Origin of the sequence: Pseudoalteromonas luteoviolacea (assembly GCF_021654285.1) — a bacterium.
GTDB classification, from domain to species: domain Bacteria; phylum Pseudomonadota; class Gammaproteobacteria; order Enterobacterales; family Alteromonadaceae; genus Pseudoalteromonas; species Pseudoalteromonas luteoviolacea_J.
In genome coordinates this window covers 164,312-187,144 of sequence record NZ_JAKFZS010000001.1, presented here as the reverse complement: position 1 = coordinate 187,144, position 22,833 = coordinate 164,312, and the positions used below count along the sequence as shown (strand labels likewise).

Here is a 22,833-nt window from a genome sequence, read left to right as displayed (position 1 = left end):
CCAAAGTTTTCACTGTTGGGCCTTGGTTCTAACAAGCGAACTGGTTTATACAATTCGTTTCATGGCAGACATATAGCCTCGCAATTCTGTTCCAACAACCTCAACAGGGTGGTTTCTAACTGCGCTGTTTACAGCTATAAGTTTTTGATTATCAACATAGTTGTCAGTATTGCTTAAACCTGCACCTATTACGTCACTGCTAACTTTCTCCATAAATGGCTTCAGCAGTGGTAGGCAAGCATGGTTGTACAAGTAGCACCCGTATTCGGCAGTATCTGAGATGGTTCTATTCATCTCGAAAAGCTTTTTACGTGCAATTGTGTTAGCAATAAGTGGCGTTTCGTGTAAAGACTCATAATAAGCTGACTCTTCGATGACTCCTGCAGCGGTCATAGTTTCAAAAGCTAGCTCAACACCCGCTTTGACCATAGCAACCATCAAGATGCCTTTATCGAAAAACGTCTGCTCTGATATATGCTGTTCAGTATTTGCTTGTTTTTCGAAAGCGGTTTCAGCGGTTTCAGCACGCCATGCAAGTAGCTTTGCATCATCCTCTGCCCAGTCAGCCATCATGCCACTAGAAAATTCACCACTGATGATGTCATCCATATGTTTGTTATAGAGCGGCGCCATAATCGTTTTAAGCTCTTCACTGAGTTCAAATGCTTTGATTTTTGCAGGGTTAGAGAGCCTATCCATCATGTTGGTAATACCGCCATGTTTGAGTGCTTCAGTGATGACTTCCCAGCCATATTGAATTAATTTGGATGCATAGTCTGGGGCGATGCCTTGCTCTATCATTTTGTCAAAGCAAAGTAGTGAGCCGGTTTGTAGCATGCCGCACAAAATAGTTTGCTCGCCCATTAAATCAGACTTCACTTCGGCGATAAACGATGAGTGAAGGACACCAGCTCTGTGTCCACCTGTACCTGCTGCATATGCTTTTGCTTGTGCTAAGCCTTTCCCTTCAGGATCGTTCTCTGGGTGAATAGCAATAAGCGTTGGTACACCAAAGCCACGTTTATACTCTTCTCTTACTTCAGTACCTGGACATTTTGGTGCAACCATGATGACCGTAATGTCTTCACGTACTTGCATGCCTTCTTCAACGATATTGAAGCCGTGTGAATAGGCCAGTGTAGCGCCTTGCTTCATCATCGGCATCACTGCTGTGACAACGGCTGAGTGTTGTTTGTCTGGCGTTAAGTTGAGCACTAAATCCGCTGTTGGAATGAGCTCTTCATAGTTACCGACAACAAAGCCATTATCACTGGCATTGAGGAATGATTGTCTTTTTTCATCAATTGCAGATTGCCTAAGTGCATATGATACATCCAACCCAGAATCTCTCAGGTTAAGACCTTGGTTTAGCCCTTGTGCGCCACAACCAACAATCACCAACTTTTTGCCTTTTAATGCTTCTACACCGTCATTGAACTCTGAGGGGTCCATAAACTTACATTGTGCCAATTGAGCCAGTTGCTCACGTAATGGTAAAGAGTTGAAATAATTCGCCATGTCAGATCCTGCTTTGTCGTCTTAATGTGATTTGTTTGTGTTAAAACTAAGATAGTGAGATCTTGTACTTGCGTAAAATGATATATTTAAACTATTGTATTTCATATTTTGAAAGATAGGGTGCCTAGATGGATCATAAGCAACTGAACTACTTTTTAGCTTTGGCAGATACTTTGCATTTCACTAGAGCAAGTGAACGCTGTTATATCAGCCCACCGACATTAAGTCGCCAAATTAAACAATTAGAAAATGAGGTAGGTGCACCACTTTTTATCAGAGACAATCGCAGTGTGTCTTTGACACCACAAGGCAAGGCATTTGTTCAATATGCGCAAGCGACCTTGGCAAGCTGGCGTCAATTTAAAAGTGAATGCCAAGATGAGTCCCAGCCATTAACTGGCGAGCTCAGTTTATACTGCTCTGTAACAGCATCATATAGCTTCATTTATGATCTGTTTGCGCGCTATCGCAAAGAGTTTCCTCAGGTAGAACTAAATTTGATGACGGGCGATCCCGCTTTTTCTCTTTCCCAGATACAAGGTGATTTGGCGGATGTGGCTGTGGCTGTCAAACCCGCTTCACTACCTCAAGGTATTGAGTATCAGTCAATTGGTCGTTCTAGGCTGGTATTTATTGCGCCAACAATGGCTTGCCCATTAACTGAGTTGTTGGATAAGCACAATAAAAGTGATTTGCCGTGGGGGGAGTTGCCTTTTATAGTCCCTGAGCAGGGCGTACTTAAGGAAAGAATTGACAATTTCTTTAAACGCATGTCGATCCAGCCTCAAGTCTATGCACACATATCCGGTCATGAAGCCATGGTTGCCATGGCAAGCTTAGGTTTCGGTGTAGCCTATATTCCGGAGATTGTGTTGTCACAAAGCCCATTTAAAAACCAAGTTCAGCAGCTAAATTTACAGTCCGAAGAAATTGATATCGGCTTGGTAACAAAGAAAAAACGCCTTCAAGATCCGGTAATAAATAAATTGTTTTCGGTATCTTTGGGAATATTTAATTCGTAAAGCTGGTGTTCAGGTAAGAGGAGTAGACTCGCAAAAAAATTGGTGTATTGAACAGAGGTAGGTAGTGCGTACCGTACTGATCGCAGAGAGTAAAAGTAACAGTCTGGCTGTGCCACAAGCTGCACTTAAAGATCAAGGATTTGATGTGCAAACAATGGTTTTAGAAAGTTTAGATCATGTGAATCAAAAAAGTAGTAAAGGAATAGTAAGTAGTATTGTGATTGACCAAGCAATTGCAACCAGTGCAAAATTCGATACCATTAATACGTTAAAAAGTTACTATCAAGTACCTGTTTTTGTGTCTGTAGAAGATAATAACGATGACATTCAAAGCCTGCTACTTGAGTTAGGTGCAGATGATGTGATTGCAACTCATGCTAAGCCCCGGTTGTGGCGAGCGCGCCTTGATGCGATGTTTCGCAAATGCCAATCTGTTAAATCTCTAAACAATAGTACAAATAATAAAGAGCTCTCTTTTGGTGCGCTAACGATTAAAGGAGATGAGCGCACAGTGATGCATGAAAATCAACGAGTGAGTTTGACAACGCACGAATTTGATCTAATTTGGTTGTTAGCATCCCAAGCGCCAAAAGTGGTCAGCCGCGAAGAAATTTATGAAAAAATTATTGGGCAAGGTTACCAAATCAATAGCCGCACCATAGATGTACGGGTATCTTGTCTTCGTAAAAAGCTAGGTGACAATGCAACGAGCCCGCAAAAGATAAAAACTGTGTGGCGTCAGGGATATCTGTTTGTCAAAGAAGCATGGTAAATAAATTTATAGTTCGAATTTTTCGAACTATAAATCAACTAAACTCTGTGAAAAATATATAACAAAATATTCTATAATTTGTATTTAAAATATTAAAGTTCTTCCAAAACAGGTTGTTACAAAATATTTCAGTTTTAATGTTAGTGACTCTCATTATCTCTTCTATAGTTAGTCTTACCTCCACCTATTAATCAGTATGCTCTTAGCAACGCAAACAATATTGATTCCTATTTAGGTGGGTGTATACTTTTGCCCGTTAAGAGAATGCAAATACAAATAATTTTCATAGGAAGACGTCTAATGGCATTAAGAAAGTCTCTGCTTGCAACTGCAATTTTAGCAGCTACAGTTGGTTTAACAGGTTGTGGTGGCTCTAGTAGCGATAACAACACAGTAAATACTCCAGAAACACCAACGACTCCGACTACCCCAACGACTCCTTCAAACAAAGCACCAACTATTACTGTTGAAAGTGCAAGTGTAATGGAAGACACTTTGGGCGCTGAAATTACAGGTGTCACGTTTGCAGATGATAGCGATGAAGTCGCTGAGCTGAATTATACAGTGAGTGATGGACGTTTTGAGGTTGTTGAAGGTAAGTTAAAGCTTAAAGCGTTTAACGCGCTAAACTTCGAGCAAGAAGCTGATCAAAAAGTAGCATTAACGGTAACTGCAACTGATTCTGCTGGCGAAAAAGTAGAGCAGGCAATCGAAGTTGCAATTACAGATATGGAACCTACAGCAGGTAAAAACCTATATGCATTCGTAAATGAGGGTACCTCAAGTGTCTCTTATTCGGGTCAAACGTCTCGCCACGCAGCGATGGCTGAGTCAAAGTCTCTTCTTGGTAAATTAACCACAGATGCTAGTGTTGAGGACCGTAATACTATATTTGCAAAAGCTGAAGGTTTCATTTTAGCGCAAGATGAGAGTTTCCATGGTTCTGATTTCACGTTTACCGAAGGTAAGGGTGTAGCGCAAAGCAACTTGGGCGAAATCAGCAGTAAGAAAACTGTAGCGGGTGCTGGCGGTAAGATTGCTGGTAGTGATGCGTCTCCAATGAACAAAACATGGAATGATGGTGAATCATTCGTTGGTTGGACTGATTTTGGCACATTTGAAAAAACACCAAATGGCCTAGTTGAGTACTACTTCGATCTAATTAAACAGCAAGTAGAAACAGCTAATGGTGGTACTAAAATCTTTGCTGCTCATAACGACGGCAGCATTGAAATTACAAAGCTATATGTAACGCCTGAAGGTTTAGACCTTGCACAGCTTATTCAAAAGCACTTAAATGGTGCTGTATCTCTGTCTCAAGGTGCGGACGATTATATGGATGAGTTGTTATTCAACAATCCAAATGGCAACACAGAGATCTCTCCAGCGCAGAACGCAGAAGTTGATGCTGACAAAAACTACACAGACATGGAGCATAAGTGGGATGAAGCTTATGGCTACTTTGGCGCAGCAATCAACTACCTTGAGTACTCAGATGATGAGATTGCAGGTAAGAGTGGCCGTGATGCATTTAAAGGTAGTTACAACGACTTTGATGGTCAAAATGGCATAGATCTGAAATCAGAGTACAACTTTGGTAACTCAGGAAATGCAGCGAAGCGTGACCGTGGTACAAAAAGCAATGCAAACCCAACTGATTTCAGTGCAGCAGCGCAAATCGCATTTATTAATGGTCGTGCAATCATCAATAAAAACGTAGGCACCAATATCGACCAGTGGTCACCTGAAGACACAGCTGAGCTTAAAAAGTACCGTGACCAAGCGCTTCTTTACTGGGAAAAATCAATCGCTGCAACTGTTATACATTATATCAATGACACAATCAGCCACGACGATGGTGATCTGAAAGATATCGCAGAAGGTAAATACAATGCAGATCAGTTCTATGCAGTTGCTAAGCATTGGTCTGAAATGAAAGGCTTTGCATTGAATTCACAGTTCAATCCACACTCACCAATTACTGATGAAAACTTCAAAGAAATTCACAGGCTAATGGGTGATGCGCCTAAGCTTAATGTTGCTGATGTTGATGCTTATATTGCTGACTTAGAAAAAGCACGAGACATCATTGCTGATGCATATAAGTTTGATGCAGATAATGTTGTTAACTGGTAATCTGTTTTATTATTTATAACGTAAAGGTTAGCTACTTAAGTAGCTAACCTTTTGTTTTATTTATAGGTATCAAAAAAGAGAGACACAATGAGAGTGTTAACCCCACTGAGTGCAGTTGCTGTGGCTGTCACTTTGCTATTAACTGGCTGCGGAGAGAGTAGTTCAAGCACAACAGGCTCTGAGTTTGCCGGCGGTAATGGCATGACTAATCCGACTACGCCGACGTCACCAACGTCACCAACGTCACCAACGTCGCCGACGTCTCCAACGACTCCAACATCATTTGATGAGGCTACACTGGTCGCTAATTTAGTAAATAATGTATTGACACCAGCACTGACGCAATTTGATAGATTTGCAAAAGTACAACAGTCAGAAATTGCTGAGTACTGTGCGGCAGAGAAAGCACAGAGTGATAATGCATCAGATCTTCACGAGCAAGCTAAGGTTAGCTGGCGTGCAACGATGGCCAGTTGGCAATTCGTTGAGCTTATGCAAGTAGGTCCACTATTAGAAAATGGTAAGCAGTTAAAAAACAATATTTATTCATGGCCAGCCGGTGGTGCTTTGTGTAGCATCGACCAAGATATTGTTTATCATGAAGATGGCTTCATCAATGGTGACACCAGTAAACCATATGATATCAAAGCGCGTACATCAGATCGTAAAGGTTTAATGGCCATAGAACACGCATTATTTAACACCAATTATGATCATAACTGTAGTTTTGCAAATGCCGCGCTTGCGCCATGGAATGCTAGGACAGTGAATGAGCGTAAGACGGCTCGTTGTGAGTTTGCTCATACAGCAGCCAGCGATATTGTTGATACTAGTGTCGTAATTTTATCGCGTTGGCAGGGCGATAATGGCTTTGCGAATCAACTTATCAATGCGGGTAAGTCAGGTTCACAGTTTGAAACGCCGCACCTTGCGTTGAATGAAATATCAACAGCACTCTTTTACATGACTAAAGAACTTAAAGATAAAAAGCTGGGTGAACCTTTAGGTCTATTCACGAACAGCTGTGGTTCGAATATTTGTGCACAAGACGTTGAGTCTGAAATCGCCGAATTCTCAAAAGAAAACTTACTTGCTAATATCCGCGCATTTAGGCAGATTTTTACTGGTGAAGGCAGTAATACAGATAATACTTTAGGCTTTGACGACTTTTTAGATGCAGAGCAAGGCTCTGATGTGAAGCAGCGCATGTTAACAGGGTTAGATGAAGCAGAAACTGCTCTATTGGCAATTGATGGGTCTTTGAAAGATGCTGTTGAAAACAATACAGCTTCTGTAACAAATGTGCATGATAAGGTCAAAGATGTGACAGATGAACTTAAAAATGACTTCATCAACAAGCTAGCTTTAGAACTACCTCAAACATCGGCAGGTGATAATGACTAAGTACAAACGTATGAATAAATCATTGCTTGCAGTAGCGGTTGCTGTTGCATTACCAAGTGCTTTCGCTGATGAAACCGCGAAAGACGATATAGAACATATCCAAATTATTAGCCATTATGACAAACTAAGAACAGAAGCTGGCTCTGCGACTTTGCTGACCGAAGAACAGCTGGGCGAGTATGAGTATGATGATATACATCGTGTACTTTCGTCTGTACCCGGTGTGAATATTCGTGAAGAAGATGGATATGGGCTTCGTCCTAATATTGGTTTTCGTGGTGTGACGCCAGAGCGTAGTAAAAAAATTACGATCATGGAAGATGGCGTTCTAATAGGCCCTGCGCCTTACTCTGCGCCAGCTGCTTATTACTTCCCACAAACAACCCGTATGACAGCGGTTGAAGTGTTTAAAGGACCTGCAGCTATCAAGCATGGCCCACAAACCATCGCGGGTGCACTTAATTTGGTTACACGCTCTGTACCTGAATTTACCGAGGGTGCAATTGATATCGCTGCTGGCGGCGATGGGTATACTAAAGCCCATGGCTATTTTGGCTCAGTAGTGAACAATGTTGGCTTTTTATTTGAAGCTGTAAATGTGCAGGCTGATGGTTTTAAAGAGCTTGATGGCGGTGGCGATACCGGTTTTGATAAAAATGACTTTTTAGCTAAGTTTAACTACAGATTACAGCAAGGTGACTTTGAGCATAACTTTGGCTTGAAATTAAGTTACGCAGATGAGATATCTGATGAGACTTACCTTGGCCTAACAGAAGCGGATTTTGCTGAAAATCCTTATCGTCGATATGCGGCGACTGCACCAGCTGAAATGGACACTGAGCATCAGCAAGTGATGTTTACTCACAGTATGAGCAGTGACAACTTGAGTTTAACAACACGCTTGTATCGCAACGACTATGAACGTGCGTGGTTGAAGTTAAATAGTATTGAGGGTAAATCGCCACAAGAGATTTTATTAAATCCAGATGCGGATGATAATCAACGCTTGTTTGAGATTCTTAAAGGTGAACAAGACTCAGTCGTACCGGGTGCAGCCAACTTTTTGACAATGGGCACAAACGATAGGGAATACTATTCTCAAGGCTTACAAATCGATGGTGACTTTACTTTTAAGTTTCTTGATTTTGATCATGAGCTGTCGTTTGGTTTGAGACTGCATGAAGATGAAATCGAGCGTAAGCATTTTGAAGAAAGCTATGAGATGAAATCAGGTGTCTCGACCTTGGTTGAAAACAGTAAGCGCTTTACAACACTTAACACTGAGCATACTGAAGCCTTGTCTGTATATATTGAAGACAAAGTGAAATTTGACGCCTTAACTTTAGGTGTGGGTGTGCGTGGTGAGCTTATGGACATGCATTACCAAAATAATAACAACCCAGACGATTGGCAGGATAAAACAACTCGGATCTGGCTACCAGGTTTGAGTGGTTTCTATCAACTGAGTGAAGATGCTGGCTTATTGTTTGGTATTCACCGTGGTTTTTCACCAGCATCGCCAGCGCAATCGTCAGAAATTGAAATTGAAAAAAGTACCAACTATGAATTTGGTGGCCGTTTTAATGATGGTGTAACTGAGTTTGAAGTGGTGAGCTTTTTCAACGACTATAGTAATTTAAAAGAAAGCTGTGGTCAGTCGAACTGTGGTGATAGCACGCAACAAGATGCAGAGTTTAATGGTGGCGCTGCTCACGTATATGGTCTTGAAGCACAGTTCTCTCAGCGTTATCCTCTGAATTTACAATTGGATATACCTTACAGTTTGGTGTACACCTATACCAAAGGTGAGTTCAAAAATGATCGCCGTACATCCTTTGCCCAATGGGGTGAAGTAAGAAATGGCGACCCACTACCATATTTGCCAGAGCATCAAGTAAGCTTTAACATTGGTTTGAGTGCGGAGAAATGGCGCACGTCTTTGGCGGTTAAGTACATTGGCGCTATGCCAGAAGCTGCGGGTCGAAGTTGGACTGAAGGGACGCAAGAGTTTACTTTATACCTAGAAGGTCAGGAAGTACCGTCTTCGACTACGGTTGATTTATCAGCAAGCTATGACTTCGATAACTATGGCCAAGTATATTTAAAAGTAGACAACCTACTTGATGAAGATAAAATTGTTAGCCGCAGACCATACGGTGCGCGCCCTGGAAAGCCTAGGCAGCTGACTGTAGGGTACAAATATCAGTTTTAACAGATATTTATGAAGACAGTTTTAACACTATAAGGCCGCATTATGTGGCCTTTTTTGAATAAAATTGGAGTGAGTAAATTTAATGATAGAGACGATTTGGCAAAGTATATCTACCTTGCCAGGATATTTAGTTGATGCCAATAAGCGTATTTTTTGGTTGTACTTAGCATCGGCTGTGGTGATGGCGTCTTTCATTTACTATGCAACTAACCAATCGCGCTCTGTTAAAGGGTTTTGGCACTTTTTGTTTCCTCGGTCTGTTTGGCTTCACGATAGTGCCAAGCAAGACTACGGACTGTTTGTTATTAATCGCATCATAAAGGCGCTGACCTTCACGCCTATCGTCTTAACCATGGTACCAGTAGCCATTGGTATTTCAGATGCGCTAGAAGCATTATTTGGCCCGTCCCTCCATTTACAGTGGCCTCCGTTTATTGTGGTTGGTGTGTTTACATTGATGCTATTTCTTATTGATGATTTGACGCGTTATTTACTTCATTTGGCATTACATAAAATCCCTTGCTTGTGGGAAATTCACAAAGTGCACCATTCGGCTAAGGTACTTACCCCATTTACCATTTATCGTTCGCATCCGATAGAAAGCTATTTTTATGCCTGTCGTATGGCGCTTACGCAGGGGATTGTGGTGGGGCTTGGCTATTTCTTTTTTGGTTCAGCGCTGAGTATGTTTGATATTTTAGGTGCAAATGTGTTTGTTTTTGTGTTTAACATTTGTGGATCGAATCTACGTCACTCCCATATCTGGTTTAGCTGGGGTGATAAACTAGAAGGGTGGGTGATAAGTCCAGCACAGCATCAAATTCACCACAGTGACAATCCAAAGCACTTTGATACAAATATCGGCTCGGCACTGGCTATATGGGACCGTATGGCTGGCAGCTTGATACGTGCTTCAGAGGCGAAAGGTATTTCTATTGGGGTAGGAAAATACGACGCGGGTCATGACTCACTATGGGCAATTTATTACAAGCCTGTGGTTGGTGCAGTAAAAGCACTAATGCCTAACGTACTTATTAGGAAAAAACAAGATAATCAGTAGGAAAGAAGGTAGGCTGGCGACGGGCATGGCCAGCCTATTTTAGGAGAGAGTAGGCTCTCCAAAAATCGGTTTTTAGTGCATCACACGTGAAGAAGCGCGATAAAACCCAAGATCATTTAGCTTTGCAATTAGGCTTGGGTCGTCCAAACGCTCAGGCGTTGATTCACTACGTAAATAGTGGTCGTCAGGGACAGCATGTAAATCCAACATTTTCTGAAATAAAATATTACGAATTGCCAGCGCTGTCATACCGGAATCTTGGATATCATCTAAGCGTTTTTGTATATCGGCAAACGGGCCTGCATTGACGTCGTCAACTGCTGCTGGAAAGTGCGAATTTAACTTATTCTTGCTCATGCAAACCCTCATAAATATTCTTACTCGGATCCTCAAGTGTTCCCAAAAGAGGATACTAAGTATCAGATTTAAGTACAAAAAATTAGAGAAGTTCTCTCTAACTGACACAGCCAGTGTACTCTGTTTCGATGTCTAATTACTAACTTCGATGTAAAGTTTTGTAAATCGCACTATTACAAAAAGCGCTAAAAAACGATGATGATTTTGGACGTCTAGATGTAACTATATGACAGGGAAATAAAAATAGTTCTTAGTACCTTTTAGGGGTTCTAAGAACTATTTAGAGGATTTAGAATAATTTTTCTTTTACGTGCTCCGCGAAACCACTACCAGCTTCAAGATAGAAGTTATAAGTTGAATGCACGCCCATGTCTTCCAGTTCCTTTTGTTGGTCCGGATAGTTGGCAATGGCTGTTACTTGTCCCGTATATCCTGACGCTTGAAGCTGCTCTAATGCGTAAATATTTTGCATGTGTTTTGGCATGGCCAGCATAACCATTTCGACGCTCGAGTGATTTACACGTTGCCAAAAGTCTGGATCGGTTGCGTCAGCAAGCAACACTCTTCGGCCTCGCTTAATATGTTTGTCGACGACTTCCGGTTTAATGTCTATCCCTGCAACCGAGTTTGGATGAGAGCAGTGGATCGTTTCATACGCACCAGTACCAATTCTGCCCATACCAAAAATGACGATCCGCGTGTCGGTCAAATTAACGGGTAGCTCTTCCTCTAAGCGCTTCGGGCTTTCAAACTTTTGTAGTAAATGCTCAAACTTAACGTATATTTCGTTGGCGCGTTTATTCAACGGTGAGGCCAGAATAAACGTGATTGATACTGCGATGGCGACGACAGCAAGCCAATCAGGTGCAATCAACCCAGAGCTTGCAGCCACTGCGCAGACGATAAGGCCAAATTCACTGTAATTTGAGAGTGTAAAGGCGCTGAGCAGTGAAGTACGTGCGCGCAGTCTGAACATATTCGTCAATACGTAGTAGAGCATGACTTTAACAGGCAATACCAATACGAGCAGCAAGCCAATGAGGAATGCGTTTAAAGAAATACTGGCGTTTAAACCGATATTTAAGAAAAACCCGACAAGCAACACGTTCTTAAGGTTCAGTAAGGATTTAGCAAGCTCACTGGCTTTCTTATGTGGTGCGAATATCATGCCGATAATTAATGCGCCTAGATCGCCTTTTAAGCCTGCAAATTCAAAGGCATGATAGCCGACAACCAGCGCGAAGAAAAAGCCAAATAGAGGAAGTAGCTCGCCATGTTTTGAGCGACTAAGTACCCAGAACATTACTTTTCTAAATATAAATAAACCAGCGATTAAACCTAATGCCCAAATATTTGGCATTTTCCCGGTACTGATCGCTAAAAATACGACGGCAAAGATGTCCTGCATGACTAAAATACCGATGGCAATTTTTCCGTGTAAGCTGGCCATTTCACCACGTTCTTCAAGTACTTTTACAGCAAAAACGGTACTGGAGAAACTAAATGCAAAGCCGACTAGTAATGCACTTTGCCAGTCGAGTTCGTTAAATAGGGGTAAATTGAAGACACATAAAAGCAGTAACAGAGAGGCAAAAAAAGCACTACTTAAAACAATATGCAACGTTGCGGGAGCGCAAACTTGTGGCTTTACCAAGTTTTTCACTCGCAATTTTAATCCGATACTGAATAACAGTATTGTGACACCTAGATCGGCTAATTGAGAGAGCAGAGGTGTTGTTTGTTGTCCCATCAGGTTGAGAATAAACCCAGCCATTAAGAATCCTATCAAAGGTGGTAGCTTTAATTGATAAATTGAAAAACCACACGCGAAAGCAATTGCAAAATAAAGTAGTTCCATAAGTTACGCTGGTAGTGTTTGGTGCATCGATTCTATCAAATCGAGCTAGTTTATAAATCTCTTCTGGACAAAAGTATGGTGCATGTTGTGTTCAAACAAAGCTATATTTATCAAAAATAGGCAGATTTTCACTGACAAGCTGTAATAAATGTGTTTAAGATGCCTTAACGGAACATCCTCGAGAGGAGTAATGATGTTTAAAAAACTCTTAGCATCTGTCGGAGTAGGTGCAGCAAAAGTAGATACTGTATTAGAAACGGAACATTTACACCCTGGTCAGAAGTTTCAAGCTCAAATTATCGTGATGGGCGGTGATGTAGAACAAGAAATCTCAGGTTTAGAGCTCGCTTTAATGACCAAAGTAAAAGTGGAGAATGATGATGGCGAGTACTTTACAAACCATGTCATTGAAAAGTGGCGTATTCCTGAAGAGTTTACGATTTCTCCAGGTGAACAAAAGGTGATCCCTTTTGAAGCACGTTTACACTCAGAAACACCAATAACGCAAATTAACGCCCCTTACAATCATTGCCATGTGTGGCTTGAAACGGGCTTAGATATAGACCTTGCGCTTGACCCATCAGATAAAGATGCTTTGCATATTTACCCTAATGAAGCAGTTAAAGCAGTGTTGAGTGCCATGGATAAGCTGGGCTTTCAATTGGTTAAAGCAGATGTTGAAAAAGGCTATTTGCGAGCATCGAGCTTCCAGTCAATTTCTGGTTGCTACCAAGAAATTGAATATCGTCCAAGCAGTCGCTCTGTGTTTGGTTTACAAGAAGTTGAACTGTCTTTTGTACCTGAGGCGCACAAAACGCATGTGCTAATTGAACTGGACCGTGCTTTTCGAAGTGATGGTTATGTAGATTTAACGATTGAACATGATCAAGTCAACTTGTCGCGCATTTGTGATCAGTTGGAACGACTGTTTGCTTAATGTTGAGCACTGTGTCGCCAATGACAAAGTTTAAAATCAAATCATTTTATGAGCTCAGTCATGATGAGCTCTTTCAAGTATTTAAACTACGCGTTGATATTTTTGTTGTTGAGCAGCAGTGTCCTTATCCTGAAATCGATGAAGTAGATCGCGCCTCCTCGACGCTGCATATTGTGTTATCTGATGATGCAGTAGTGAAAGCGTATGCTCGCTGTTATCTGAAAAGCAATGATACAGCTGCGATAGGGCGTGTACTCATCTCACCAGCAGCGAGGGGCGGGGGTATTGCATATACATTGATGGAGAAGGCGATTGAGTCCTGTCAATCTCGTTACGCTGGTAAACAGATTGAGATCTCTGCACAGACCTATTTACAAACGTTTTATCAAAAACTTGGGTTTAAAAGTATTGGTGAAGCTTATTTAGAGGATGGGATTGAGCATATTGATATGCAATACATTCAGTAATTCACCTTAGTAATTATGAATAAAAAAGGCGCATATGCGCCTTTTTTTATAGTGAATTAATGAAAACTAAAGCGATTGCCAGCGGACAGACAAATTTAATATACCAAGGCCAAATCTTCCAAAAGAAGCTGTTTTCTACAGACTCATTGCCTTCTTTGATGGCGTTAAGCAGCTTGCCTCTGTGCCAAATCCAACCAGCGAAGACACAGCACAACATGCCAATTAGCGGTTGGGCAAATTGTGTAGTCAACTGTACTACGAAGCCAAATAAGCTATTGAAATTCAGTATAATAGTGACACTTACCACACTGACAATCACACCAATTAATCTCGTCGCATGAACTCGCGCTAAAGCAAACTTTTCAACAGCATAGGAAACCGGTGCTTCTAACATTGAGATAGAGCTGGTAAGTGCTGCAATGCTCATCAGTGCGAAAAAAGCAAAGCCAATAAAAATACCGATGCCGCCCATACTGTCAAACAAAGCAGGAAGCACTTGGAAAACAAGTGTATCTTCAGAAAGCAACTCACCTGTCTGTGAGAAGATTTCGACACCTTGTGCCTGTGCAACGTACATGGCAGGTATGATCAGCATGCCTGCAACAAATGCAATAAATACATCAATAAGCGTAACGTAAGCGCCAAGAGACACTAAATTTTCTTGTTTACTGATGTAAGAGCCATAAATGATCATCACGCTGGTACCAAGTGATAATGAGAAAAATGCTTGTCCAAGCGCACTGACCAATAAATTAGGGTCTAAAATTGAACCAAAGTCAGGGACCAAATAGGCCTTAACGCCTTCCATTGCACCGTCTTGTGTTAAGACATAGGCGATTAAAGCGAAGAGTATAAACAGCAGTGCTGGCATAAGGCGTTTAGACCACTTCTCGATACCGTTTTCAACACCTTTACTGATGATGGCGACAGTAAGAAGGATAAATGCAGCTGTAAATATCAGGTTTCTTGATAGAGATTGCTCGCCAAGCCAAGAAGTGGCCGACTCGCTACCACTGATCACTGCGATAGGTTCCAAAGTGGCACTGAACATCCAACCTGCGACAATCGCATAAAAACTTAAAATTAAGCCAGAACAAATAATACCGCCGAAACCCACGATAAATGCAAAACGTTTTTGTATTGAGTTATTCGCAAGCTTTTGCAAAGAGGTCACTGCATTTGCTTGACCATGGCGTCCTATCACTAGCTCAGCCATCAAAGCCGGATATGCAAGACAAAAGGCCAACACTAAATAGGCTAGTACAAACGCAGCACCACCATTACTTGCTGTTTGTGTAGGGAACCCCCAAATATTGCCTAGACCTACTGCAGAGCCTGCCGCAGCCATTATAAATCCAAACCGAGAACTAAACTCTCCTCGAATACTGCTCATGTTTTTATATTTCTCTTTTTTTTGAAGACGGCCGCAACAATCTACTGTAATTGAGGCGAAATAAAAAGGTTTATCTGCACTGATCTAGCACAAGTTTTTGATGGAAAAAACAGCGTGGAGAACAGTATCCAGAATTTTTCATTAAAAAACTGTTCAACTCACTGTTTTAAAATAACTATTTTTACTTATCCATTAACGAATGTCAGTCGCTCTGTACAGTTTGAGAGACTGCTTTACAGGGTAAAGTCAATGTAAATTTAGCGCCCCCCAACAATTCTGATCGACTTACAGAGGCTTGGCCGTGATGCCAGTCGACAACTTTAGAAACAATCGCAAGCCCTAACCCATAGCTTTTACCGGCTCTATTACGGTGCCCTTGTTCCTGAAAAAATGGGTTAAATACTTTACTCCAGTTTTCAGGCTCGATACCCGGACCATCGTCTTCTACGGTTATTTCGATTTCGTGGTCGAGTAACTTTGCACTAATAAATAGCTGCATTTGAGCAAAATCACAGGCATTGCTGAGCAGGTTTGAAATCGCACGAGCGAGCCAGTGCAGATCAGCTTCCATGATAAGCTCTGGTTGTATTGAGATATTTGCAGTAAGTCCATTTTTTGACATTTTAGGGTGCATTTGGGTGATAATATCAGATATGTAACCTTTAAGTGTGATGGGCTCAAACTTTAACAGGTGGGACTTTTGTTCCAATGTAGCGAACGATAGGTAGCTGGAGAGCATATCTTCCATTTGATCTAAATCTTTTTCCATACGTTCGAGTAAATGATGTACCTCATCTATATCATCTTCATCAAGTGCAGCATCAAACCCAAACCTCAAACAGGCAACTGGTGTCCTTATATCATGTGACAGGCTAGAGGCCATGAGTTTGTTCTCGGCAAGCAACTTTTCAATTTGATTGGCCATACGGTTAAACGTGAGTTCCACATCTTTGATGTAAGTAAAATGATTGACTTCGATTCTTGTGTCTAAGTTTCCGCTTGCAAACTGCTTTGCTGCGTGAGTGAGTACTGACAGTCTTTTTGCGAGTGGCGCTAAAACAAACCACATAAACGCACAAACACCGGAATAAAAAGCCAAGGTGAGTAGCACATCATAGCTATTACCTTCCGGTGGTTTTTCTAATTGCAGTTCTATGTAATCAGGTTTTATTGCAGGTGTGGATTTAAGTAAGTAAAAAAAGCCTTCATCTGAATCTATCAGTAGGCCTTGAGGTCGGTGCATTTGCTCTGTGAGCTCAAAAGGCAGAGCAAGAGAGGCTCCGGAGTGATACTCGATCTTAAGATCAAAGTCTTCACCTGCCTGCTTAATAAAGTCTGTACGCGCTGAAATGGGCGTATTGCCAGCTTGGTTCGCAATACCAACAAGCAATTTAGCTTGCCAAAAAAAATTGTCTTCGTCTGGAGCAGTTTGCTCACTGAACGTATCGATTAGCCATCCTAAAAGAATAATAGAGATGATGACACCGGTAAGTAGCGAAAGGTATAGCTTTCTCATTCTTAAGCCCCAATGAGAGTAACGTAGAGCTGTTTAAAACAGAGATATAAAGTAATCAAGGTATGTTGTAGCCTAGTTAGGATCCTAAGCTACGTAATACTACCAAGCTGATGGTACCAATAAATACCCTTTCCCCCAGATGGTTTTAATTTTTTCAGGGTTCTGTGGGTCATCATCAAACTTTTTACGCAACGCTGAAATTAGGACATCCACGCTGCGATCCAAGCCGTCATACTCGCGACCTTTGGTCGCTTTAAAGACTGCATCTCTTGAAACGACTTCCCCAGCGTTAGAGGCCAAAAAATGAAGCAGTAAGTATTCTGCACTGGAGATAACCACTTCTTTTTCCGCCACCAATACTTTTCGCGATTGTGTGTCAATTTTGAGATTACCCACAGCCAAAAGCGCGCTATTTTTTTGTTCTTTGTTGCTTGATTCCTGCGCGGCTCGGGCATTGGCTTTTATTCTAGCTAGGAGCGCTCTTGGTCTTACTGGCTTAATTACGTAGTCGCTCGCTCCAACTTCTAGACCAATGACTTCATCCATTTCTTCATCTTTTGCTGTTAGCATGATGATTGGCTTATTGTAAAATTGTCTCAGCTCCCTACATACGCTTATTCCATCTTGACCGGGTAGCATGATGTCGAGTAGTACTAAGTCCGGGTTGAGTTGCTTTACCATGGCTACAACTTCATCACCACGATGACAGCACTTCGTATCATAGCCTTGGTTATTTAAATAATCCGCAACCCATTGTGCAAGTGACTCATCATCTTCTACCAGTAAAATAGTCCCGTATTGCTCCATAAACAAGCTCCTTTAAATCATATAAATGCCCATGTAAATGAGGCAAATCTTTTTGATAAAACCATACTAACTTTTTATTTTTATTGCGCCAATTATATTTATTGTTGGCTTAAAAAATGTAATGAAGTGTATGAGTTTGTTGATTATTGCACGTTTAACTTATCAACCAGGCCTTTTGTTAACTTTAACAGCATTTTTGGTGTGAGTGCGCGTACTTCTTCTTCTTCACATGCCCCTGCAACCTTGATAAGAGGTGTTTGTGTCGGTTCCACAATGTATTTTGGGATATCAACTGCTGATTGATATCGTTGCTGCCTAGCTTCATCCGTATTTTGTTCTGCAATAAATTCCATGACCTCTTGCTCATTAGTGATACGCTGTGTTTCGGTAAACGTATACTGCATAGGTATGCCTTGAAACCCGGCACTATCAACTGAAGATTTGGCAAACCAAACAACATCCGAGGATTGATTATGAGTTAATCGCATACTTAAAGAAGCGGTGATATTGCTGCACTGTTTTGTTGGCATAGTCTGCGATATTTTCGCGATATATGGATGGTCAAAGGTGGGTTTGTTGAAAACATAGATTTTGTCTTTGCCGTATGCAAGGTCGATTTGCTGAATGATCAATCGATAATCTGTGTTTTGATGGTCATCAACAATTAAGCCTTTTTCACTCAGAATATCCACCAAAGCGCTGTGAAGGCCATCTGTGATTGTGACTTTACTTGTATCGATGTACACGGAGTCAAGCTTTTTGACGGCATGGGCGGGTAATTGAACAGACTTAATGCGGGCAGACTCAAGTTCGCTACTGTAGCTTATTTGGAATACAGACTTTTGTAATAGTGGTTTAGGAGGTGTACTCAACTTTGGTGCAAGTGGTTGTGATAGCATACAACCAGTAAGCCCTGTTAAAGCAATAGCGCCTATGATTACTCGCATTATTAAATACCTCAAATTACTTTTCTTTATTATCATGTAAAGTCAATGTGCTAAATTCTATCTTGTAATCATTGGTCAGATACAGTCTAAAAATGTTCAAGATTGTAACTCGTTATATAATTTAACTTTATTCTACAAAAAGATTAGCGCTTTAAATTAATGTATGTCGTGAGACAGCAACTTACGTGATACCATAACATCGCGTGTTAATGAACTGAGTCATTATGAAGTCACTATTTATATTTTCAAAATGCCTGATGTTGATGGTTTTATCTCAGCCTGTAAAAAGTAATGAGATAGACAGAGCCAAAGCGTGGGAGCATTTTGTCAGCGACTATTCTAAGCAAGTACAGCGAAAACTAAAAGAAAAATCGGTACCTGGTGCTGCTTTGAGTATTACCCACATGGAGTTTGGAGACTTAGCGAAAGGCTACGGTCGAACTAAAGTTAAGAATGGAAAGAAGGTTAACGGTAAAACGCGTTTTCGATTAGCGTCTGTTTCAAAAACATTTGCTGGATCATTGACGGCTAAATTAGCTGCTGAAGATCGTGTAGATTTGGATAAGTATGTTGCTGATTACCTTCCAATTTTCTTAGATAGCCAATATTCATCATTACGAGTTTATCATTTATTAAGTCACTCGAGTGGTTTAGTGCCCAATGCCTATGACAACTTGATTGAGTCACGTATGTCTTACCAAGATATATACCCCAGATTGCTCAAAGTTGAAAGCCTCTGCCGACCAGGCATTTGTTATGGCTATCAAAATGTGATGTTTAGCTTAGTGGGTAATGTTATCGAACAAGCGACGGGGTTAAGCTACGAAACTTGGTTGAATGAATTTATGTTTAAGCCGTTGGGTATGAAAGACGCGGGCCTTGGCTTTGATCATATGACGAGCAACGACAATTACGCATTACCGCACGTGAAAGGGCGCAAAAACTGGCATACAGCAAGACTAAAAAAGCATTATTATAAAGTTGCACCGGCAGCTGGTGTTAATGCGAGTGCTGAAGATATGGTCACGTGGTTAAAAGCACAACTAGGCGCTTACCCGAGTGTTTTGTCATTGGATGCTTTGACGATTCAATCTCGTCCCTTTACTCGGACCAAGCGTGAACTGAAACGCAGGGTGTGGCGCAAGTATGTCGATCATGCATATTACGGATTGGGGTGGCGAATTTATGATTTTGAAGGTGAGACTTTATATTATCACAGCGGCTGGGTACAAGGTTACAGAACAGATGTGGTCGTGATCCCGTATTTAGGTATTGGATTTAGTTTATTACTTAATGCAGAGAGTGGGGTAATTAATCAGTTGACTACTAACTTTATTCGCGATGCAATTGCTGTCGTAAGAGGAGAGGAGCCGCGTTAGCGGCTCTGTAAATGATGTTTAGTTACGAGGAAGAATAATCTTCTTCTCTTCACTTTGACGATAAAGTACTAAAATGTGACCGATTGATTGCACTTTATGCGCGCCAGTTTCGCGAATAATGGCATCAAAAATAAGTTGCTTGGTGTCACGGTCATTAGTAGGGACTTTAACTTTGATCAATTCATGGATTTCTAAACATTGTTCAATTTCTAACAATACGCCCTCTGTTAAGCCGTTACCACCGAGTAGAACGACAGGTTTAAGAGGGTGAGCTAACCCTTTAAGGTGCTGCTTTTGTTTATTTGATAAAGTCATATTGGTACAATTTACTAAATTAAGGCTTGAATTCTCGTTATTCTAACGCCATCTAAAGAAGATTACTAATGAGTTACAGTGAATATGGCAAATAAAAAACATTCAGCGAGCTCTAAGCGCTGGTTAAAAGAGCATGTAGATGACCCTTTTGTTCATGAAGCACAAAAGCGTGGTTATCGCTCACGGGCTGTATTTAAGCTTGAAGAGATACAACAACGAGACAAATTAATTCGTCCAGGCATGCATGTTGTGGATTTGGGAGCTGCACCAGGAAGTTGGTCGCAGTATTTGGCTGAGCAAGTTGGTGATAAAGGAGAAGTTATTGCATGTGATATTCTCCCTATGGATTCGTTACCGGGCGTCGCATTCTTACAAGGTGACTTCCGTGAAGAGAGCGTACTTGAGGCGTTGTTAGACCGCATTGGTGGAAAAAATATTGATGTTGTTTTTTCAGACATGGCACCAAACATGAGTGGAAACAATGTGATAGACCAAGCTGGAAGCATGTATTTGGTTGAGTTAGCATTGGATATGTGCCACCAAGTACTTAAATCTAATGGTGCTTTTGCAGTCAAAGTTTTCCAAGGCGAAGGATTTGATCAATTTGTACAGGAAGTGCGTAATGCATTTAAAGTTGTAAAGATCCGTAAACCAAAAGCGTCTCGACCAAGGTCACGTGAAGTATATATAGTGGCGACAGGATACAAACTGTAGTACAGTTGTGGTGCATTAAAGATGATTTTAAATAAATTGGATACAAGAGGTTAACCCCTTGAGCGATATGGCGAAGAACTTAATTCTCTGGCTAGTCATTGCAGTAGTGCTTATGACTGTGTTTCAGAGTTTCAATGGTGGCGAGCAAATTGATCGTCAAACAAGTTACACTCAGTTTGTAAAAGAAGTGCGTAGTGGTGCGATTAGAGAAGCAAATATAGATCGTACAGCTGGCACTATTTCAGGGATTAAAAGCAATGGCGAACGTTTTCAAACGATCATGCCGTTATATGATGAAGACCTAATTAATGATTTGCTAAAAAATGATGTAAACGTGAAAGGCGTTGCACCAGAAGAGCAATCGTTCTTGGCGAATGTGTTCATCTCATGGTTCCCAATGTTGCTGTTAATCGGTGTATGGATTTTCTTCATGCGTCAGATGCAAGGCGGTGGCGGCAAAGGCGCAATGTCGTTTGGTAAAAGTAAAGCTCGTTTGATGAGTGAAGACCAAGTCAAAACGACGTTTGCCGACGTAGCAGGTTGTGATGAAGCAAAAGAAGACGTAACAGAGCTTGTTGACTTCTTGCGTGATCCGTCAAAGTTCCAAAAGCTTGGCGGTAATATCCCTAAAGGGGTATTGATGGTAGGTCCTCCTGGTACAGGTAAAACGTTACTTGCTAAAGCTGTTGCTGGTGAAGCAAAAGTACCGTTTTTTACAATTTCTGGTTCAGATTTTGTAGAGATGTTTGTTGGTGTGGGTGCATCGCGTGTTCGAGATATGTTTGAGCAGGCTAAGAAAGCAGCACCATGTATTATCTTCATCGACGAAATCGACGCAGTCGGTCGTAAGCGTGGCGCAGGTATGGGCGGGGGTCATGATGAACGTGAGCAGACTCTTAACCAAATGCTCGTTGAGATGGATGGCTTTGAAGGCAATGAAGGTATCATCGTAATTGCTGCGACAAACAGACCTGACGTTTTAGACCCAGCGCTATTGAGACCTGGACGTTTTGACCGTCAAGTTGTTGTAGGACTTCCTGATGTGAGAGGCCGTGAACAAATCCTAAATGTACACATGCGTAAAGTACCACTTGATTCAAATGTTGAGGCGTCTTTGATTGCGCGTGGTACACCAGGTTTTTCAGGTGCTGATTTAGCTAACTTAGTAAATGAAGCCGCGTTATTTGCTGCTCGAGGTAATAAGCGCAAAGTCAGTATGGCAGAATTTGATGCAGCTAAAGACAAGATCATGATGGGTGCAGAGCGTAAGTCAATGGTCATGTCCGAGAAAGAAAAAGAGATGACTGCATATCATGAGGCTGGCCATGCAATTGTTGGTAGATTAGTCCCTGAGCATGATCCAGTTTATAAGGTTTCTATTATCCCTCGTGGTCGAGCTTTAGGTGTGACGATGTATCTACCTGAGCAGGATAGGGTTAGTCATTCTAAAGAGCATTTAGAATCGATGCTATCTAGCTTGTATGGTGGTCGAATTGCAGAAGCGATTATCTATGGTGATGACAAAGTAACAACCGGCGCAAGTAACGATATCGAACGTGCAACGGATATTGCTCGCAAAATGGTAACACAATGGGGTCTGAGCCCTGTACTAGGTCCGCAGATGTACATGGAAGAGCAAGGCGAAATGTATATGGGCGGTGGCAGCTCACGCTTAGCAGGTGTGTCGGATGAGACAGCCAAGTTGATCGATGCTGAAATCAAAAAGTTTGTTACCAATAACTACGATAGAGCTGAGCAAATCTTAAAAGATAATATGGACATACTTCATGCAATGAAAGATGCGTTGATGAAGTATGAAACGATTGATGCGGGTCAAATTGATGACTTGATGGAACGAAAAGAAGTACGTCCACCAAGAGATGCGCATGACCGTAAATCTGACAAAGATAGTGGTTTAAATGGTGGTGCTTCAACGACTCAACCAGAAGAGTCTAACTCAGAAATTCCACCTCAATCGAACACAGAGCTTGATGATAAGCCTTAATCAAAGGTAAAATA

General features: G+C 41.4%; 19 protein-coding genes. 11 read left to right on the top strand and 8 right to left on the bottom strand.

Going from position 1 to position 22,833, the window contains the following annotated elements; genetic code table 11:
• Positions 1 to 45: 45 nt before the first annotated feature.
• Positions 46 to 1,518, bottom strand: coding sequence for a ketol-acid reductoisomerase (ilvC, locus tag L1077_RS00580; RefSeq protein WP_237135149.1), 1,473 nt, complete (start codon positions 1,516 to 1,518; stop codon positions 46 to 48).
• Positions 1,519 to 1,646: 128 nt separating this feature from the next.
• Between ilvC and ilvY the strand changes: the two genes are divergently transcribed.
• The 6 genes from ilvY to L1077_RS00550 all read left to right on the top strand — a co-directional run bounded on the left by ilvY (position 1,647) and on the right by L1077_RS00550 (position 10,124).
• Positions 1,647 to 2,540: an HTH-type transcriptional activator IlvY gene (gene ilvY, locus L1077_RS00575; protein WP_237135148.1), complete on the top strand. Its 894-nt coding sequence runs from the start codon at positions 1,647 to 1,649 to the stop codon at positions 2,538 to 2,540.
• Between the two features lie 64 nt (positions 2,541 to 2,604).
• Positions 2,605 to 3,312 (top strand): winged helix-turn-helix domain-containing protein, encoded by a 708-nt coding sequence (locus tag L1077_RS27530; RefSeq protein WP_237135147.1) that lies wholly within the window; start codon positions 2,605 to 2,607, stop codon positions 3,310 to 3,312.
• Between the two features lie 300 nt (positions 3,313 to 3,612).
• Positions 3,613 to 5,448: a DUF4856 domain-containing protein gene (locus L1077_RS00565; RefSeq protein WP_237135146.1), complete on the top strand. Its 1,836-nt coding sequence runs from the start codon at positions 3,613 to 3,615 to the stop codon at positions 5,446 to 5,448.
• 87 nt (positions 5,449 to 5,535) lie between these two features.
• Positions 5,536 to 6,852, top strand: coding sequence for an imelysin family protein (locus L1077_RS00560; protein ID WP_237135145.1), 1,317 nt, complete (start codon positions 5,536 to 5,538; stop codon positions 6,850 to 6,852).
• A complete protein-coding gene (locus L1077_RS00555; protein ID WP_237135144.1) occupies positions 6,845 to 9,064 on the top strand; it encodes a TonB-dependent receptor family protein in 2,220 nt (739 codons plus the stop codon). Before L1077_RS00560 ends, L1077_RS00555 begins: the two co-directional genes overlap by 8 nt.
• A gap of 82 nt (positions 9,065 to 9,146) precedes the next feature.
• Complete coding sequence (locus L1077_RS00550; RefSeq protein ID WP_237135143.1) at positions 9,147 to 10,124, top strand: sterol desaturase family protein; 978 nt, start codon at positions 9,147 to 9,149, stop codon at positions 10,122 to 10,124.
• Between the two features lie 72 nt (positions 10,125 to 10,196).
• On the opposite strand, the gene L1077_RS00545 is transcribed toward L1077_RS00550, so the two are convergent.
• Positions 10,197 to 10,481 carry a hypothetical protein gene (locus L1077_RS00545; RefSeq protein WP_237135142.1) on the bottom strand — a complete coding sequence of 95 codons (285 nt, stop codon included), beginning with the start codon at positions 10,479 to 10,481 and terminating at the stop codon, positions 10,197 to 10,199.
• 289 nt (positions 10,482 to 10,770) lie between these two features.
• On the bottom strand, positions 10,771 to 12,339 hold the full coding sequence (locus L1077_RS00540) for a cation:proton antiporter family protein (RefSeq protein ID WP_237135141.1): 1,569 nt from the start codon (positions 12,337 to 12,339) through the stop codon (positions 10,771 to 10,773).
• Positions 12,340 to 12,532: 193 nt separating this feature from the next.
• Here L1077_RS00540 and L1077_RS00535 point away from each other — a divergent pair, with 193 nt between their 5' ends.
• Entirely contained in the window at positions 12,533 to 13,276 is a 744-nt protein-coding gene (locus tag L1077_RS00535; protein WP_237135140.1) for a sporulation protein, read from the top strand.
• 20 nt (positions 13,277 to 13,296) lie between these two features.
• Positions 13,297 to 13,743, top strand: coding sequence for a GNAT family N-acetyltransferase (locus tag L1077_RS00530; RefSeq protein ID WP_237135139.1), 447 nt, complete (start codon positions 13,297 to 13,299; stop codon positions 13,741 to 13,743).
• A 46-nt stretch (positions 13,744 to 13,789) separates the two neighbouring features.
• Here L1077_RS00530 and L1077_RS00525 read toward each other — a convergent pair whose 3' ends face one another.
• From L1077_RS00525 to L1077_RS00510, 4 genes are all read right to left on the bottom strand, one after another.
• Positions 13,790 to 15,136: a sodium-dependent transporter gene (locus L1077_RS00525; protein WP_237135138.1), complete on the bottom strand. Its 1,347-nt coding sequence runs from the start codon at positions 15,134 to 15,136 to the stop codon at positions 13,790 to 13,792.
• Between the two features lie 202 nt (positions 15,137 to 15,338).
• On the bottom strand, positions 15,339 to 16,652 hold the full coding sequence (locus L1077_RS00520; protein ID WP_237135137.1) for a sensor histidine kinase: 1,314 nt from the start codon (positions 16,650 to 16,652) through the stop codon (positions 15,339 to 15,341).
• Positions 16,653 to 16,751: 99 nt separating this feature from the next.
• Positions 16,752 to 17,459 carry a response regulator transcription factor gene (locus tag L1077_RS00515; RefSeq protein ID WP_237135136.1) on the bottom strand — a complete coding sequence of 236 codons (708 nt, stop codon included), beginning with the start codon at positions 17,457 to 17,459 and terminating at the stop codon, positions 16,752 to 16,754.
• 143 nt (positions 17,460 to 17,602) lie between these two features.
• Complete coding sequence (locus tag L1077_RS00510; protein ID WP_237135135.1) at positions 17,603 to 18,406, bottom strand: hypothetical protein; 804 nt, start codon at positions 18,404 to 18,406, stop codon at positions 17,603 to 17,605.
• Positions 18,407 to 18,630: 224 nt separating this feature from the next.
• Between L1077_RS00510 and L1077_RS00505 the strand changes: the two genes are divergently transcribed.
• Entirely contained in the window at positions 18,631 to 19,785 is a 1,155-nt protein-coding gene (locus L1077_RS00505) for a serine hydrolase domain-containing protein (protein WP_440589526.1), read from the top strand.
• 18 nt (positions 19,786 to 19,803) lie between these two features.
• Here the strand turns inward: L1077_RS00505 and yhbY are convergent, their stop codons facing one another.
• Positions 19,804 to 20,100, bottom strand: a complete 297-nt coding sequence (yhbY, locus tag L1077_RS00500) for a ribosome assembly RNA-binding protein YhbY (protein WP_237135134.1) — start codon at positions 20,098 to 20,100, stop codon at positions 19,804 to 19,806.
• 84 nt (positions 20,101 to 20,184) lie between these two features.
• Between yhbY and rlmE the strand changes: the two genes are divergently transcribed.
• Both rlmE and ftsH read left to right on the top strand, forming a co-directional pair.
• Positions 20,185 to 20,814: a 23S rRNA (uridine(2552)-2'-O)-methyltransferase RlmE gene (gene rlmE / locus L1077_RS00495; protein ID WP_063360652.1), complete on the top strand. Its 630-nt coding sequence runs from the start codon at positions 20,185 to 20,187 to the stop codon at positions 20,812 to 20,814.
• 67 nt (positions 20,815 to 20,881) lie between these two features.
• Positions 20,882 to 22,819 (top strand): ATP-dependent zinc metalloprotease FtsH, encoded by a 1,938-nt coding sequence (gene ftsH / locus L1077_RS00490; protein ID WP_237135133.1) that lies wholly within the window; start codon positions 20,882 to 20,884, stop codon positions 22,817 to 22,819.
• Positions 22,820 to 22,833 lie beyond the last annotated feature (14 nt).